This is a genomic window from Natrialba chahannaoensis JCM 10990, from assembly GCF_000337135.1.
Lineage (GTDB): Archaea > Halobacteriota > Halobacteria > Halobacteriales > Natrialbaceae > Natrialba > Natrialba chahannaoensis.
Map to the genome: position 1 here is coordinate 71,692 of NZ_AOIN01000035.1, position 16,193 is coordinate 87,884.

Here is a 16,193-nt window from a genome sequence, read left to right on the forward strand (position 1 = left end):
CGTCTCCGTTATCGTGGACACCCCATAAACCCTCGTTAACAGGGAAGTGAAAGTGAAAGTGGTAGCAGGCGTCGGGGTGACAATTCTGGTTACTGAACAGTTATGTATGATGGGGTGGACAGTCGCGGGTTCAGGTTGGGCTACGACAGCAGCAACTCACCACAGCAATTGTGGCGGCAGTACTGACAACAGAATCAGCGCAGCAATTACAAACTCAGGGCAGCGACAACTCGTCGCTCCACTCGAGTTGAACCAGTCGATCACCGGTCCCAACGAACAGTTCTCCATCACCGACTGCCGGTGTAGCCGTGATGGCTTCCTCGAAGCCGTGGTGCCAGAGATGGTCACAGTCGTCAGTGAGGTCGAGGCCGTAGAGCGAGCCGGTTGTGTCGCCGACGCAGAGCACGTCGCCGGCGACGACGGGCTCTGCCTGGACCTCGCCGTCGAGAGCGACGCCCTTCTTCGAGAAGAGCCAGCCTCGCAGTTTGCGCCGGCCGAAGGTGGTGTCGGTGACGTGGGCGTAGCCGTCGTTCGCGCCGATGATCGTGGTCCCCTCCGCAGTGAGTACGGTTGCGCCGGTGGTGAAACCGGCGGTAATCGAGTACGTAAACCAGGTTTGGCCAGTGCCGGCGTTTAATGCAAGCAGTGTGCCACCGGCGTCGGCGACATAGACGCGGCCGTCGGCGACCGTGAGCGCGTTCGTCGCGACGCCGTTGGTGGGCGCAGCCCAGACACCCTCGCCGTCGTCGCTTGCGAGACAGAGTACGCGCTCGTCCGCTGTCGCAACATAGATGCGGGACGAGTCCCAAGACTCGTCGCTTTCGGTGTCGATATCGATGCTGTCGTTCAGCTCCATACTGCCGTCGAGTTCCTGTCCGAGGTCCGGGTCGGCCTCGTGATTGAGTTCGGACTCAAACTCAGGTGCCGTTGATTCCTGCAGCGGCGCTGTCTCCTGCTCTCTTTCTGGCGGTCTCGCGATAACCGGTGCTCCCGTCACCGGGGCGTCGGTCTCGACCGTCCAGCGGACGGCTCCGGGCTCTTCGGCCGGCTCGCCGTCGTCGTCCAACTCGAACGCGTCCACTTCGTCACCAGCCGCCGTCGCAATTGCGGTGAGGCCGTCCTCGTGGCCGGCGTACAGATCGCCGTCTACATAGAGCAGGGCCGTCGTGAGCGGGGCCGGTAACTCGAGTTGCCAGTACTGGTTGCCGGTTGCTGGATCGACGGCGTGAATCGTTCCGTCGGCGGTTCCGAAAAACAGGCGTTCGCGCGTGACGACGGGCGCGGTCTCGGTTGCAGCCATCGTCTCGACAACCCAGCGCCGTCGACCTGTTTCCTGATCGAACGCGTAGCAGTTCCCTCGGTCTGTTCCGACGAAGACGGTATCGCGGTCGAGAACCGGCGGGCCGGCGGTGCCGATAAGGTCGGTTGTCCACCCCTCTTCGACACGCACGGGATCGGTAACGGTTCGCCGGACGCCCGAGCGTTGCTCGTCGCCCTCACACTGAATCCAGTCTGTCACTGTGGGTGGGTACCGACCGAATCGGTATAATGGATGCGACCTCCCAGCGCTGTGGCCGCCGCAGGCGCTCGTCGGTTGAAGCAGACACAGAACAAACGACGGGGAGCATGCCCCAGTACGTCATTGCTCCCAGCCGCGTCCGTACCGGCAGGCACAAAGCTGCTGTATGGCGCAGTCGATGAGGTGATGTGGTTGCCTGCCGTGGTTCTACCTTGCACGCTTGACGAAATGAGCGCACTGCCCAACTAGTACGGCCCCGTCTCCGTCTACTGTCGAACTTCGAGCACTCGCGATTCACAGTCGTTGCACGTGATCGCGTACACCTGATAGGACCGACAGCAGGATTCGACGGTCTCCTCATCCAGCGAAATCTCGCCCGTACAGCTCGGACACGTCTCGACGAAGGCTCGCAGCCCGTTCGCGAGTTGACTCTGCTGTTCGAGCGGGAGTTCTGGCCACTCCGGTACCTGCTCGGCGAGTGCGCACATACTCCCCAGATCGGCCAACAGCGCCGCGTCGGACTCCCACTGTGCAGCGAGACGTCCCTCGATGCGCGCTCGAACCGGCTGCTCCGCGTTGTCGGCCTGATCTACCGTTACTTCCGACTGGTCGACATCGAAAAACGCCGCAACCTGTTCGACTCGATCACCGTCCCGTCGCTCGTCGATGGCAGCTTGCCAGGTCTCCTCGAGTTCCGCAGTCAGACAGAGGTCCTCCTCCATTTCTGCGCCGGCTTCCGCTTCGTCTGCCCCGTCGTCCACCTCTGCCCGCGAACACGGCACGACGAGGTCGTACTCGAGTAACCACTGTTCGGGATCGATGGGCTCGACGGTGGTCTGGTCGGTGGTGGTGTCTGTGTCTGTGCCTGTTCCTGTGTCGGTGCCGGCTTCCGCCCCAGGAGCACGAGCACGAGCACCGGCCGCCCCATCGTCTGCAACGAGGGTGCCCGCACCTGGCTCGGGCTCCTTGTCGAACTTCGCCAGAAGCCAATCGGGGAAGTACCGCTTGGTCAGCGTCGGTGTACCCGGAACGAGGTAACCACGCAAGGCGATGGCGGCGACTGAGAAGGCGAAGACGGCAACCGCGAGGAGCGGTGAAACCACTGCGGCGGCGACAGCGAGTATCCCTGCAATGACGAGGTTGACGATCGTACAGGGAAGACACCGATTCTCACCGGTGTACCCCGGATTGTGGACGTGTGCGAGGATCGGGACCTGCTGGATCTTCATATTTCGATCTCTGTGTGATACGATAAAAACATTTTCCCGCCACTTGGACGACGTGAATAGATCGGCCGCTGCCCAATTTTCTGCGACGGGTCGGCTCGTTCAGTACATCCGCAACAACTGCGCGTGGTGGGTCTCGCCGACCTCGAGCACGTTCCCCTCGTCGATGAATCCCGCCTCGATCGCGAGCTCTACCGACCGGGTGCCGACGATGTTGGCCACGTCCGCTCGTGCAAGACTGTCGATAACAGCATCCTCGTCCACCTCGTCGCCGCCGTAGAACTCCTCCGTGACGGTCAGCGAGAGGTCGTCGCCTTCGAACGTCTCACCGAGGGCATCGTTGTCACAGACCGCGACGAGTAGTCCCTCCTGTGTCTGGCGTTCGTTGATGATCATGCGTCGTCTCGTCTCCGTCTGTTACTCGAGTTCCCACTCGCGGTCGCGGTCGGCTTCGCGGCCGGGGTCGGCGATGTCGCTCGTGGAGTCACCGGCACCGCCGCCCGCACCGGTCGGCTGGCCCTCCATCTCCCGTCGATCCTCCATCATCTGTTGTTCGGCGCGCTCGCGCAGTTCGTTTGCCTCCTCGGCGATCTCCTCGGCCTCGTCGTACTCGCCGAGATCTTCGAGAATTTCGGCCTTCTCCTCGAGGATCTTGGTGTTTCGCAGGCCGAGCCGGATCGCGTTGTCGATACACTGCAGGGCCTCCTCGGAGAGACCGCGCTCTGAGAGGAAGAAGGCGCGATTGAACCAGCCCTCGGCGAAGCGCTCGTCGATCTCGACGGCGCGCTCGGCGTGTTCGAGCGCCTGTGCGGTCTCGCCGAACTCCCAGAGGGCGTAGGCGAGGTTCGTTTCGGCCGTCGCGGCGTGTTCGCTCTCGGCGTCGATATTCAGTGCCTCTCGATGGGCACCGATCGCTTCGTCCCACTCCTCGAGTTCGGCGTGAGCGACACCCTTGTTGACCCAGGCTTCCTGTTCGAGTCGCTCGTCCTCGGCGTACTGGGCGGTTCGCTCGAAGGCGTCGGTCGCCTGCTCGTAGCGGTTGATCTGCATGTAGCTCAGGCCGACGTCGAGCAGTTCCGTTGCGTCGACGTCGTCGCTTGCGATCTGCTGGCTGTCGAGCGTGTCGGCGACGACGCGGGAGTCGACCGGGTCGACCTTCGAGGGGTCGACGTCCAGTTCCGGCGGATCGAGGTCGAACTCGTCGTAGGGGTCACTGAACCCCTCTCCTTCGGAGAACCGATGGTCGCGAGAGCCGTCTCCGTTTCCGTCTCCCTCTCGGTCAGTCATTGGTTGAATGTGGCGACGACGACTGTTAAGGGCTGCGACCCGGGAACAGACGGCTCGTTACATATTGCCCACCTCACCATCGCCGTCGTCAGCCGTCGTCACCGTTGAGTAGTTTGTCGTCGAACCTCCCACTATGCGACTCTTCGTCAGCGTCGACCTTCCGGACGACCTCGCGAACGCGGTCGCCGACCTCCAGGACGAGTTCAGCGACGCCAGTGGCCTCACCTTCACTGACCCCGAGCAGGCTCACATCACGCTGAAGTTCCTCGGCGATGTGGACGAGAGCAGACTGCCCGCACTCGAGTCCGAACTCGAGATGGCGGTCGACGAGGCAGCCGTTTCGCCCTTCACCGTCCGCTATGGCGGACTCGGTGTCTTCCCCGACCTGGAGTACATCAGCGTGCTCTGGCTCGGGACCGAAACGGGTGGCGACGAGCTGACGGCCCTGCACGAGACCATCGAGGAACGGACGACGGCGATGGGGTTCGAGGCGGAGTCACACGAGTTCACGCCGCACGTCACGCTCGCGCGCATGGAACATGCGGGCGGGAAGGAGTTGGTTCAGGACCTCGTCCGAGAGCGAGAGCCAACAGTCGGCGAGACGCGCGTCGAGGAGGCTCGACTGACCGAAAGCACGCTTACGGACGAGGGACCGGAGTACTCGACGGTGGCGCGATATCCGCTCGCGGCGTGAGCGGCGGCATCCGACGCACTCTCATCGCTTGCAAGCAGCAAGGCTTCGCCAGTTCCTGGCGTCGCTTCCGTGCATGCAAACCGTCGTACACCTCCTGTCGGGAGACGAAGGCGAACAGGATACGTCACTCGCGATCGCTAGAAACCTCGTCGCGGACGAGAGCGGGCGAATCGACGACGTTGCGGTGGTCATCCAGGCGTCCGGAATCGAGGTGGCCAGAGCCGGTGGCAGAGCAGACGACGACATCCAGGAGCTACTCGACGAGGGTGTCGCGTTCAAGGCGTGCAGCAATACGCTCGAGACGGTCGACTTCGACGAGTCGGATCTCATCGACGGAATCGAAACTGTTCCCGAAGGTGCCGTCGAGGTGACGCAGTTGCAGACGGACGGCTATGCATACCTTCGGCCGTAGGTGTGCCGCCCGTCGAGACTCCATCCTGGGTCCACGGTAGTCCGGTATCGGTGTCCTACAGCCCACACCCTGCTCGTGTACCGTCGTCGTACGCTGGGGCAACCTGCACATACAGCACTGTGTATGATGAGGGATGACGGGATACTGACGTAGCTGATGGGGTCACCGCCGCGGTCTCTGTCTCGGTTCGGACGATCCGCACCGGTCAGCCGCAGGGAATTCGTTGCCGCCGTCGGTGGCGCAGGTGGCGCATCCCTGTTCGGCCCGAGCGCGGACGCCAGCGAAAGCGAGCCTGATCACCTTCGCGTGCGCGTCTACCCTGGCCCCGTCCCGCCGACTGCCTGGCTCTGGTACGGTGTTGAGGGTATGAGCGACGACTGGCCAACCCCGTTTCAGGACGCGTTTGCGGCCGTCGAGGACGCGATGGACCAGATTCAGGCCTACGCAGCCGACCGATCGCTGATCTCGGATTCAACCTCCGTCTCAGAGCCGGAGCTCACCGTACGCGTCGAGCGTGGTCCACCCGTCCGTTTTCCACTCCTGTCCGTCTCGCAGCCGACTGATCTCGCGTTCCCGTCGCTTTCGGCCGTTCTCGACGCCTTTCGAGACCAACTTCACGATCGCGGTGCACTCGGCGGGCCGACTTGCCACCTGTTGCTTTGCTGGTCGCCGTTCAACTACCAGGTCGGGTACGGCGGGACGATTTCACCGAACGATCTGATCGACTCTGCAGGGAGTGATGCGGATGACCCAGACGCAGTCGCCGGCGCACAGACCGTCGCTAACATCGGTGCGACGGAGGTCTGGGACTCGCGTGCGGTCAGCCGAAACATCGCAATCCATGAAGTGCTTCATACGTTTCTCTCGCCCGATATCGTTGCCGATGTCGGGGACACACGCTGTGATCACAACCTGGGGACTGCAACCAGAACCGGACTGGAGGGACGAACGCTACAGGTGAGTCCTATGGCGACCGCCTACGCCGGCCCCGACGAGTTCGGCGGCGGAACGCGATTTCACGGCACTGGCTGCTACGATCACGATGAGTTCGCCCGCCACGACGGCTACGAGGTCAACGACACTGAACCGGCAGTCGATCGCTTCGAGTACACGACGGAACTGAGCGAGGCGACACTGGAGGCGGCTACCCGATATCTAATCCGTCTTACAACCTGAGGCAGCCGATATCGGTGCAAAGGGCCGCGACCCTCCCACACACCAGCGTCCCGAGAGATGGACAAGATTTTAAGCCAGCACGGGCTACGTCCGGCTACTATGGGTAAGAAGTCGAAGGGCAAGAAAAAGCGACTTGCCAAACTCGAGAACCAGAACAGCCGCGTTCCGGCCTGGGTTATGATGAAGACGGACATGGAAGTCCAGCGGAACCCAAAGCGACGCAACTGGCGGCGTAACGACACCGACGAGTAAGATCAATGAGTGCAAGTGATTTCGAAGAACGCGTTGTAACCGTCCCGCTTCGGGACGTCAAGAAGGGCGCAAACCACGAGGCCGCGGACCTCGCCATGCGACTCATCCGTGAACACCTCGCCAAGCACTTCGCCGTCGACGAGGACGCCATCCGACTTGACCCCTCGATCAACGAGGAAGTTTGGTCCCAGGGTCGAGCGAACCCGCCACGCAAGCTCCGCGTCCGCGCGGCTCGCTTCGACGAAGAGGGCGAGGCCGTCGTTGAGGCCGAGGTCGCCGACTAAACTTGCAGCGACTCGCCTTCGCCGGGTCGGCCTACGTCGGCGTCTTCGCCCGTGCGACCGACTCGTGCGTACTCGTTCGCCCGGACGTCGACGACGACATTGTCGCCGACCTGACCGACGAACTCGCGGTCCCCGCGATTCAGACAACTGTCGGCGGTTCTTCGACCGTCGGCGCGCTAGCGACGGGTAACGAAAACGGCCTCCTCGTCAGCTCCCGCGTACTCGAGTACGAGCGCGAACGACTCGAGGAGGCAGTCGACGTGCCTGTCGCGGAGTTGCCCGGTAGTATCAACGCCGCCGGGAACGTCGTCCTCGCGAACGACTACGGGGCCTACGTCCACCCGGACCTGCCTCGTGAGGCAATCCAGATCATCAAGGATACGCTTTCCGTCCCCGTCGAACGTGGCGACCTCGCTGGTGTCCGTACCGTCGGCACCGCCGCAGTCGCGACGAACTCCGGCGTGCTCTGTCACCCGAAGGCGACCGACGAGGAACTCGACGTACTCGAAGCGTCCCTCGACGTTCGTGCAGATGTCGGGACGATTAACTACGGTGCGCCGCTGGTTGGGTCGGGGCTGCTGGCCAACGAGTCGGGCTACGTCGTCGGCGAGGATACGACGGGTCCGGAACTCGGCCGGATCGAGGATGCACTCGGCTATCTCGACTAACTGCTGCGAACTGAGTCGGTCGGTTTTGCAGTCCGTTTTTGTGGTCGGCACTGCTCTGGCGTAGCCCTGAGTTTGCGTTTGTTCCTACTGATACTGATACTGATACTGATCCCCGCAGCTCTGGAGTTGCGTCTGTGCCTACTGGTTCACTTCGCCTGACCGTGAATCACCCCTTCCTCAAACAGCGTTTTCCTCTGCTAGAGGCCTCATACTGTACGAATCACTGTTCCGAACGGTCCTCAAGACTTATAATATGGTAGCAATATATTTCTCGTATGTTCGGGTCCCTGTTCGCCAGGTTCAAAACTGGCCTCGCAATCGCGAAAGCCTCGTTCGGCGTCCTCCGACGTGAGAAGTGGCTGCTCGCGTTTCCTGTCATGTATGGCCTCGCTTGGATTGTCGGACTGATCGGGCTGCTCGGTGGTATCGTCGCTGCGCTGTTCGGCGTCGGCTACGGGATGGCGCTGGTCGACCAGTTTGTGACCGTCTCGGAAGGGTCGGCCGACACGGTAGTCACGGCCCTCCTCGTGGCTGCCTCCGTCGGATTCATGTTCGTCGCCACATCGGTTGCGACGTTCTTTAGCGCGGCGCTCGTCCACGCCGTCGGCAGTCTGTTCGCCGACGAACCGACCAGTCTCCGGGCCGGCCTCACCGGTGCCTGGGAGGCCCGACGAACGATTCTCGCGTGGGGTGCCGTCGGTACCGCCGTTGGCCTCATCTTCCAGGCACTCGAGAGCCAGGACGGCTGGGGCGCTCGCCTTGCCCGCTCGCTGGCTGGTTTCGCCTGGTTCGCGATGACGTTCTTCATCGTCCCAGTCATCGTCTTCCAGGAAGGTGGCGTTCGGAACTCGCTGCGCGAGAGCGCTAGCCTGTTCCGCGAGACGTGGGGGCAGGTCGGAGGGATCAGCCTCGGCGTTGGCATCGTGATGGTGCCGCTCATCGCGCTTACGGGTCTTCTCGGCATCGGGGTCCCGATGGCGACGCTCGCTGATCCGTGGACGGTGCTCACGTTCACGCTCGTTCCGACCCTGCTCGTGATCGGTCTGTTGCTGGTCATCTACCAGGCTGCGACGGGCATTGCGAAGACTGCACTCTACAAGTACGCCCGCGATGGCTCGTTGCCGCCGGAGTTCGACGGTATCGACCCCGATGCACTCACGCGACCTCGCCGTGGGGGAAGCGGTATGACGGGCCAGCCCTCGAACCGCGAGCCGGGACAGATCTAGTCCGGAGCGGTCCGCTACGCCCGGTTTCGCCGAAACGCCCGCGAAACCGCGGAAATAGCTGTGGAAGGGAAGATTCTTCCGACTGCCTGCCGGAGTGAAAGCCATGAGTCAACAACAGCTCCAGCAGCTTTCCCAGGAACTTCAGGAGATCCAAGAACAGATCACCGCGCTCGAAGGCGAAGTCGAGGATATTCGAACCGAACAGGGCGAGGTCGACGAGGCTATCGATGCCCTCGAGACGCTTGAAACCGGCTCGACAGTGCAGGTCCCACTCGGTGGCGGCGCATATCTGCGCGCAACGATCGAAGACATCGACGAAGCGATCGTCGAACTCGGCTCCGATTACGCCGCGGAGTTCGACCAGGACGACGCTGTCGAGGCGCTCGGACGCAAGAAGGAGACGCTCGACGACCGAATCGACGACCTCGAAGACGAGATCGACGAGTTCGAATCCGAGAGCGAGGAACTCGAGTCCCAGGCCCAGCAGCTTCAGCAGCAGGCGATGCAACAGCAGATGCAGCAGATGGGCGGCCAGCCGGGCCAGGACGACGAGTAAGTGCGCAACTGAACGAGATGGGCGTTTGTTGTGCCAAGTATCGGACAGCAGTCAGCAGTCCAGTAGCAGTCAGCAGTCACTAACAACTCCCTACAGCCACCGTTACAATGTTCGATAATCTGAAGAAGAAACTCGGAAGCTTCCGGAAGGATGCCGAGGAAGCTGCCGAAGAGAACGTCGAGGAGGTCGACGACCCCGCCGCAGACGAGGACGTTGCCGAGAGCGATGTCGAGGCCGACACCGCTGGGTCCGAGGCAGTCGACGCGACCGAGAGTGCGGCAGCCGCCGGTGTCGATGTGGACACGGACACAGACACGGATGCCGACGCCAACACTGACCCAACCGACCAGCAACCCACTGAAACGTCTTCTCCCGCCGAGTCGGAATCGACCACAACCACGGGCGACGCCGCACTCGAGTCCTCGGCTGCGACGAGCGCCAAGGTCGACGCTGAGGCAGAGCCCAGTCCTGATGCCGAGACGGCGGGTGGGGTAGAGACAGGTGTCGGTGCTGATTCCGATTCCGGCGCGGCCGATGTCAGCGAGATTGACGAGTCTGCAGCGGAAGCAGAAACGGATGCGGTCGGCGAGGCCCAGAATCAGGACCAGGATCGGGATCAGATCGAGGCCGACGCCGAGACTGACGATGCCGACGCCGAGACTGACGATGTCGACACAGACAACAACGGCAGCACCGGCTTCGGTCGCAAGGCAAAATCCTTCGTCAAGGGCAAATTTGTCATCGAAGAGGAAGACCTCGAAGGGCCGCTCCACGAACTCGAGATGGCGCTGCTCTCGAGTGACGTCGAGATGGGCGTTGCCGAGGAGATCCTCGATAACATCCGCGACGAACTGATCGGCGAGACGCGGACGTTCACGACCTCGACGGGTGCGGTCGTCGAGGAGGCGCTCCGGGATGCGATCTACGACGTGATCAGCGTCGGTCAGTTCGATTTCGACGAGCGCATCGCAGTCGAGGACAAGCCGGTGACGATTATCTTCACTGGCGTCAACGGCGTCGGGAAGACCACCTCGATCGCGAAGCTCAGCCGCTACTTCGAGGAGCGAGGCTACTCCACCGTGATGGCCAACGGCGACACCTACCGTGCCGGAGCCAACGAGCAGATCCAGGAGCACGCCAATGCACTCGACACGAAACTCATCACCCACGAGCAGGGCGGTGACCCCGCTGCGGTGCTGTACGACGCCGTCGAGTACGCCGAGGCAAACGATGTCGACATCGTCCTCGGTGACACGGCGGGTCGGCTCCACACCGACGAGGGACTGATGGATCAACTCGAGAAGATCGACCGCGTCGTCGATCCGGACATGACCCTGTTCGTCGATGAGGCGGTGGCCGGCCAGGACGCGGTCAACCGCGCCCGTGAGTTCAACAACGCGGCCGAGATCGACGGTGCGATCCTGACGAAAGCCGATGCCGACTCGAACGGTGGGGCGGCGATTTCGGTTGCACACGTCACCGGCCGTCCGATTCTCTTCCTCGGTGTTGGCCAGGGTTACGACCACATCGAGCGCTTCGATCCGGAGGAGATGGTCGATCGACTGCTTGAGGACGAGTAGTCGCTCACTCGCCCACTTTGAGCCCGACGCACTCGTCTACTCTCATCCGATTGTTCTCTCCACCTCGGAGCAGTCGGATACGAAACATCTATTGGCGGCCTGACTGACGTGCGTGTATGCGCCCTCCCCGCTCTCGTCGGTCGCTTCTCGCGTCCGTCGTTTCCCTCGCTGCGCTGACAGCCGGCTGTTCGTCGGACTGGTTCCGCAACCCAGAGACGGCTTCGTCGAACGATAAACCCATCCCCACGAGAACTGATATCGACTGTACTGGCGTCTCTCGACCGACTGCATTTCCACCCGCGTCGGCCGACGAAGACGCACCCGAGGTTACGTTCGACGTACTCGAGTACCCACCAGAACCAGCCGAGCGTTCACGGAGTGCACTGGCGTACGTGCGTGCATTCGAGCAGGCGTATCGTCAGCAGCAGTTTCTCGTGACACAGGGTGACCAGGCACGTGACTTCGAGTTGACGGTCGGACAGCACCGGCTGTCGGCGGTAGCTGACGAGGATCGGGACCACAATCACGGCTCCGACTCCGATTCCGTTTCCGATTCCGATTCCGTTTCCGAGGACAATCGCAACCAAGATGGTGTGTTGGTCTCGCTGGTGTACGATCTGGTGACGGAGACGGAGCACACGGAACACGCCGAGTGGGACGTTCGGGTGACCTACTTTCTCAGCGACCGGGTCGCGTTGCGCGCGCAGTACGACGGGATTGGAACGGAGCCGTCGTTCGACCCTGACCCGCGAACGGACGGGGAGCTGGTCGCCTGTTCGGAGGGGTCGTAACCGGGGCGGCGAACTTATACCGACCCGCCAGAAAGCAGTGGGTGAGACGACGTATGGTCCCACACATTCGAGTTGCCACTACGGCCGATGCGGCCGCCGTTCGCGATATCTACGCACCCTTCTGTTCGTCCTCCGCGGTCACGTTCGAGGAGACGCCGCCGACCGAAGCCGAGATGGCAGACCGTATCGAGTCGACACTCGAGCAGTACCCCTGGCTCGTCGCCGAGCGCGAGGACGGAACGGTGCTCGGCTACGCCTATGCGGGTCCGCTGCGAAAGCGCTAGGCCGACGAGTGGGTCGTCGAACGCTCCGTCTACGTCGCAGAGGACGCCCGCCAGTCGGGTGTCGGGCGAACGCTCTACACGTCGCTGCTCGCAGTTCTCGAGGCCCAGGGCTTCTACGAGGCCTACGCGGTGACGACGCTGCCGAACCCGGCGACGGTGGCGTTTCACGGACGGCTCGGCTTCGAGCGCTTTGCAGACTTCCCGCGGGTCGGCTACACGCAGGGAGAGTGGCACGACGTGCGGTGGTGGCGACGGGAAATCGCAGACAAACCCGAGAATCCGGAACCGATCACGCCGTTCTCGACGGTTCGGGAGGACGAGTTCGGGTCGCTGCTCCGGGCTGGCGAGCCGTTTCTCGAGGTGTAACCTTGTCGTCGGCTCGCAGGCTCTCGAGGTCTCTCCTCGAGCGTCTCCGCGAGACCGTGAATCCTCTCGACGATCAGGTCTTCGCTGCGGACGAAATGGCCGATTGGCTGCTCAAGGACGAAGCGTAATTCGACCACCTACCGCGTCGGTCCCACTTCGCTTCGTTCGGAGATGCCCCGTACACTATTCGGTTAGCACAGCGATGACTGGAACTCACCCATTAGACTCTCTCACAATGGAGACGATCAGACCGACGAGTGTGATCGCTAGACCCCCCCAGAGTAACAAGTGGTGGAGTTCTGTGACAATAGGCGTCCCCTCGGTGAGCGTGTTTCTCATCATCCAGAACCCTGCTACTATCGAGAGGTTTATTCCAACGAGGCTGATATGCGTTCCATCCATCCCAATAGTCTTCAATGACCCTTATGATAAATATATTCTACTACCTCTGATTTAATAGGGTCTACACCGTTCCATTCACACCTCTATAGATCCCTAATTTATCAAATAGGTCAGAATTAATTCCTTGTGAAGTCATTATCAGTACACTCTATTCATTCATATGGGAAATTGATTCTTAGACTAATTCCGTCTCTACGAGTGAACGTGGTTCATCTGGTTGATCTCTTTTGGACTCCCACCGTCCATCGTCTTGCTGGATGTCTTGGCCGGTGAGGTTGTCTGGGTGGGTTACGGATTCTCTGTCAGCGAACGCTGCTTGAAGCTACCTTTTGCATTGTTTCCGCAGCACCTCCGAACCGAACCCCGCCCTCTTTTGCCCCAATACACGGAGTGAGCCATATGGATCCCTCGAACTGGCAAACGTATCTCGTCACCCAGGAGTCCGTCTCGACGGGGCGCTCGACGCTCGAGATCGTCGAGGCGACGATTGCGGGTGGGGTTGACGCCGTCCAGCTCCGCGAGAAGGACACCGACACCCGGTTTCGGTACGAACTCGGTCGGGAACTGCGCGAGCTGACGGCCGAGACGGGCGTGGACCTGATCGTCAACGACCGGGTCGACATCGCGCAGGCCATCGACGCCGACGGCGTACACGTCGGCCAGTCGGACCTTCCCGTCTCGGTCGTCAGGGATCTGCTCGGGCCGGACGCGATCGTCGGCTGTTCGACGGCGACAGTTGCAGAGGCTGAGCAGGCCGAAGCCGACGGCGCGGACTACGTCGGTATCGGGACGATCTACGGCACGACTTCGAAGAATGTCGAGGAATACAAAGACGGCGTCGGCCCGGAGCGTGTCGCCGACATCACCGACGCGATTTCGATTCCGGCGGTCGGTATCGGCGGAATCACGACCGACAACGCCGGACCGGTCGTCGAGGCGGGTGCAGTCGGCGTCGCGGTTATTTCGGCGATCACCGCCGCCGACGACCCAGCGGCTGCGACCGCCGCGCTCGCCTCAACCGTCGAAACGGCAAAGCACGTCGAGCACGGAGGAGCCACCGAATGAGTGACACTGACTCACCGGACGTTACCGGCGACGAACTGGCGGACTCGCTACGGGCCATCGCGGACGCCCCGCCGCTCGTCCAGGCACTGACAAACGAGGTGACGATGAACGACGTGGCGAACCTTATCCTCCACTGGGACGCGCTTCCAGTGATGGCCGACTCGCCCGGCGATGCCGGCGAGATGGCCCAGGGTGCAGACGCCGTGCTGTTCAATACGGGACAGGTTCCGGAACCGAAAGTCGAAGCGATGCACGAGGCCGCGCAGGCGGCAGCCGACTTCAATATTCCGGTCGTGCTCGATCCCGTCGGCGTCGGTTCCACGCCGACACGTAAGTCGGTCGCACAGACGCTGCTCGACGAAGTCTCGTTCACTGTCATCAAGGGCAACTACGGCGAGATCAGCGCCCTCGCGGGCGTCGAAGCCGACGTGAAAGGCGTTGAATCCGTTGGCGACTACGACGAAATCGAGGAGACTGCCCGCTCGCTCGCCGACTCGACCGGTTCGATCGTCGTCGCAAGTGGTGTCGAGGACATCGTCGCGGACGCCGACAGCGTCTACCGACTTACCGCAGGTCACGAGATGCTGGGTGAGGTCGTCGGTACCGGCTGTATGCTCGGTGCGACCCTCGCCGCGTTCAACGGTGCACTCGAGGACGCCCACGCCGCGGCGCTTCACGGAACACTCGCGTTCGGCATCGCGGGCGAGCGCGCCGCAGACCTGAATTACGAGGGGCCAGCGAGCTACCGAACGAACTTCCACGACACAGTTGCTGGACTCGCAGGCGGCGCGGTCACCGACTTCGACCTCGACGGGCGCGTCGACCGGATCGCCTGAGGTGGTTGTCGTCTCACCCTCTCATCTGTGACTGTCGTTTCTTTGCGCCGGTCGATCTCTGTTATCTGCCGAGTGCATTGTCACCTCGGTTTCGCCGTTACCGAAGGTTCAAGTGTGCGTCAAAACCGTCGACGAGATCGGTGTTATCCTGATGCTTCCCGAAGTGTCCGACGATCGCATCCGGCCCTTTCGCGTAGACCGGTACGTCCGTCGCGCTGTGCGTGTCAGTTCTCCAGCCGAGGCCCGCCCGGCGATTCACGACGCTGTCACGACCAGTGATCGCCGAGGGATCGTCGAGTAACTCGTTCGCCTCGTCGGTCGAGAGATCGTCGATTCCGGTCCGTGCTTCGATGTGCGTTTTGACCTCCTCGACCGAGGACAGCGGCTCGAGTTCGGCGGCGAGCACGCCCTGGGAAACCTCCTGGTCGACGATCGGCTCCCAATCCATGTGGTAGGAGTCGCGAGCCAGCACCAGCCCGCCGGTTTCGTGGTCGGCGACGGTGACGACCAGTGTATCGGCGGGCCCGCGGCCGCGACCGAAACCCGGTCCATCCGCGTACTCCATCGCAACGTTGACCGCCGCGTCGTGTTCGACCTGCTCCGGAACGACCGCGGGGTCGTTCGCATGGCCGGCGTGGTCAACCCGTCCGCCCTCCACCATCAGGAAGAAGCCGTTTCGTGAGCGGGACTCGAGTACCTCGATCGCCTTCACGGTCATTTCAGGGAGCGTCGGCTGCGTGGTGTCGGGGTCGTCGGTTCGGTCGAGGGAGTAGTCGAAGTGTCCTGTCTCGGTGAACAGGCCGAGGATCTTCTCGTTCTCGGCGGCTGCCAACTCGTCCGCGGTCTCGACGTATTGGTAGCCGTTGGCCTCGGCTTCACCGATGAGGTCGGCGTGGTCCTTGCGGCTGTCCGCCCGAAAGTGTGATCGGTCACCGCCGAGCAGAACGTCCACGTCGACATCCTGCTCCCGGACGTACTGGCGTGCAATCTCCTCCTGTTGACCACGAGATCTGACGTGCGTCGCGAACGCTGCTGGCGTCGCGTGAGTTAACTGTGTCGTCGTCACCAGTCCGGTCGCGTAGCCGGCCGCGGCTGCCCGTTCGAGCACGGTTTCTATTGGATTTCCGGCGTGATCGACGCTGATCGCGGTCGGGTAGGTCTTCTGTCCCGTTGCGATCGCCGTGCCGGCAGCACCGGAGTCTGTGATTAGCTGTCCGTCGGGATCGTCGGGGTAGGTCGACACCGAGCCGACGGCGTCGGCGCGGTCGATCCCGAGTTCGACGTCATCGATATTTGCGGGAAACGCTGCCGGGTCGTCTTGGTACGCGCTGTAGTATCGGGCCGCGGTGTCGTGCACCCGGCTGCCACCGTCGGGTACGAGGAGAATGACGTTGCGGGTCCGCCCGCCGCCAACCCCGTGGCCGTCACGGGCGCTTGCGGTGGTGCCCAACGCGCCCGATCCCGCCAGCGCTCCAAGGCCCGCCATGAAGGTTCGCCGCGCGGTCGAGGCCCGTTCGGTCGTCGGCTCGTCGTTTCGCCCGGTGTCCGTGGTGGAAGGCATCACCAATG

General features: G+C 62.5%; 18 protein-coding genes and 1 pseudogene. 13 read left to right on the forward strand and 6 right to left on the reverse strand.

Going from position 1 to position 16,193, the window contains the following annotated elements:
• Positions 1-214: 214 nt before the first annotated feature.
• From C482_RS04570 to C482_RS04585, 4 genes are all read right to left on the reverse strand, one after another.
• On the reverse strand, positions 215-1,519 hold the full coding sequence (locus C482_RS04570) for an outer membrane protein assembly factor BamB family protein (RefSeq protein ID WP_006166303.1): 1,305 nt from the start codon (positions 1,517-1,519) through the stop codon (positions 215-217).
• Positions 1,520-1,785: 266 nt separating this feature from the next.
• Positions 1,786-2,748 carry a hypothetical protein gene (locus C482_RS04575; protein WP_006166304.1) on the reverse strand — a complete coding sequence of 321 codons (963 nt, stop codon included), beginning with the start codon at positions 2,746-2,748 and terminating at the stop codon, positions 1,786-1,788.
• A 99-nt stretch (positions 2,749-2,847) separates the two neighbouring features.
• Positions 2,848-3,141, reverse strand: coding sequence for a DUF424 domain-containing protein (locus tag C482_RS04580; RefSeq protein WP_006166305.1), 294 nt, complete (start codon positions 3,139-3,141; stop codon positions 2,848-2,850).
• Between the two features lie 21 nt (positions 3,142-3,162).
• The gene (locus C482_RS04585; RefSeq protein ID WP_006166306.1) at positions 3,163-4,032 is read right to left on the reverse strand and encodes a tetratricopeptide repeat protein; all 870 of its coding nucleotides are present in this window, start codon (positions 4,030-4,032) and stop codon (positions 3,163-3,165) included.
• A gap of 133 nt (positions 4,033-4,165) precedes the next feature.
• On the opposite strand from C482_RS04585, the gene thpR reads away from it, so the two are divergent.
• The 11 genes and pseudogenes from thpR (at position 4,166) to C482_RS04640 (ending at position 12,321) form a co-directional block, all read left to right on the forward strand.
• Positions 4,166-4,726 carry an RNA 2',3'-cyclic phosphodiesterase gene (gene thpR, locus C482_RS04590; RefSeq protein WP_006166307.1) on the forward strand — a complete coding sequence of 187 codons (561 nt, stop codon included), beginning with the start codon at positions 4,166-4,168 and terminating at the stop codon, positions 4,724-4,726.
• Positions 4,727-4,799: 73 nt separating this feature from the next.
• Positions 4,800-5,138 (forward strand): DsrE family protein, encoded by a 339-nt coding sequence (locus tag C482_RS04595; protein ID WP_006166308.1) that lies wholly within the window; start codon positions 4,800-4,802, stop codon positions 5,136-5,138.
• Positions 5,139-5,294: 156 nt separating this feature from the next.
• On the forward strand, positions 5,295-6,314 hold the full coding sequence (locus C482_RS04600) for a hypothetical protein (RefSeq protein ID WP_006166309.1): 1,020 nt from the start codon (positions 5,295-5,297) through the stop codon (positions 6,312-6,314).
• A 99-nt stretch (positions 6,315-6,413) separates the two neighbouring features.
• Positions 6,414-6,566: a 50S ribosomal protein L39e gene (locus C482_RS04605; RefSeq protein WP_004267621.1), complete on the forward strand. Its 153-nt coding sequence runs from the start codon at positions 6,414-6,416 to the stop codon at positions 6,564-6,566.
• Positions 6,567-6,571: 5 nt separating this feature from the next.
• Positions 6,572-6,850, forward strand: a complete 279-nt coding sequence (locus tag C482_RS04610; protein ID WP_006166310.1) for a 50S ribosomal protein L31e — start codon at positions 6,572-6,574, stop codon at positions 6,848-6,850.
• A 2-nt stretch (positions 6,851-6,852) separates the two neighbouring features.
• Positions 6,853-7,518 carry a translation initiation factor IF-6 gene (locus tag C482_RS04615; RefSeq protein WP_006166311.1) on the forward strand — a complete coding sequence of 222 codons (666 nt, stop codon included), beginning with the start codon at positions 6,853-6,855 and terminating at the stop codon, positions 7,516-7,518.
• Between the two features lie 275 nt (positions 7,519-7,793).
• Positions 7,794-8,744, forward strand: coding sequence for a DUF6159 family protein (locus C482_RS04620; protein ID WP_006166312.1), 951 nt, complete (start codon positions 7,794-7,796; stop codon positions 8,742-8,744).
• A 103-nt stretch (positions 8,745-8,847) separates the two neighbouring features.
• On the forward strand, positions 8,848-9,300 hold the full coding sequence (gene pfdA, locus C482_RS04625) for a prefoldin subunit alpha (protein ID WP_006166313.1): 453 nt from the start codon (positions 8,848-8,850) through the stop codon (positions 9,298-9,300).
• A gap of 107 nt (positions 9,301-9,407) precedes the next feature.
• Positions 9,408-10,880 carry a signal recognition particle-docking protein FtsY gene (gene ftsY, locus C482_RS04630; protein WP_006166314.1) on the forward strand — a complete coding sequence of 491 codons (1,473 nt, stop codon included), beginning with the start codon at positions 9,408-9,410 and terminating at the stop codon, positions 10,878-10,880.
• Positions 10,881-10,996: 116 nt separating this feature from the next.
• Complete coding sequence (locus C482_RS04635; RefSeq protein WP_006166315.1) at positions 10,997-11,671, forward strand: hypothetical protein; 675 nt, start codon at positions 10,997-10,999, stop codon at positions 11,669-11,671.
• A 53-nt stretch (positions 11,672-11,724) separates the two neighbouring features.
• Positions 11,725-12,321, forward strand: a pseudogene (locus tag C482_RS04640) (N-acetyltransferase family protein).
• Positions 12,322-12,534: 213 nt separating this feature from the next.
• On the opposite strand, the gene C482_RS04645 reads toward C482_RS04640, so the two are convergent.
• Entirely contained in the window at positions 12,535-12,723 is a 189-nt protein-coding gene (locus tag C482_RS04645; protein ID WP_006166316.1) for a hypothetical protein, read from the reverse strand.
• 399 nt (positions 12,724-13,122) lie between these two features.
• Here C482_RS04645 and thiE point away from each other — a divergent pair, with 399 nt between their 5' ends.
• Both thiE and thiM read left to right on the forward strand, forming a co-directional pair.
• On the forward strand, positions 13,123-13,788 hold the full coding sequence (gene thiE, locus C482_RS04650; protein WP_006166317.1) for a thiamine phosphate synthase: 666 nt from the start codon (positions 13,123-13,125) through the stop codon (positions 13,786-13,788).
• Positions 13,785-14,624 (forward strand): hydroxyethylthiazole kinase, encoded by an 840-nt coding sequence (thiM, locus tag C482_RS04655; protein ID WP_006166318.1) that lies wholly within the window; start codon positions 13,785-13,787, stop codon positions 14,622-14,624. The genes thiE and thiM overlap by 4 nt, the downstream gene beginning before the upstream one ends.
• A gap of 97 nt (positions 14,625-14,721) precedes the next feature.
• On the opposite strand, the gene C482_RS04660 is transcribed toward thiM, so the two are convergent.
• Complete coding sequence (locus tag C482_RS04660) at positions 14,722-16,185, reverse strand: alkaline phosphatase (RefSeq protein ID WP_006166319.1); 1,464 nt, start codon at positions 16,183-16,185, stop codon at positions 14,722-14,724.
• Positions 16,186-16,193 lie beyond the last annotated feature (8 nt).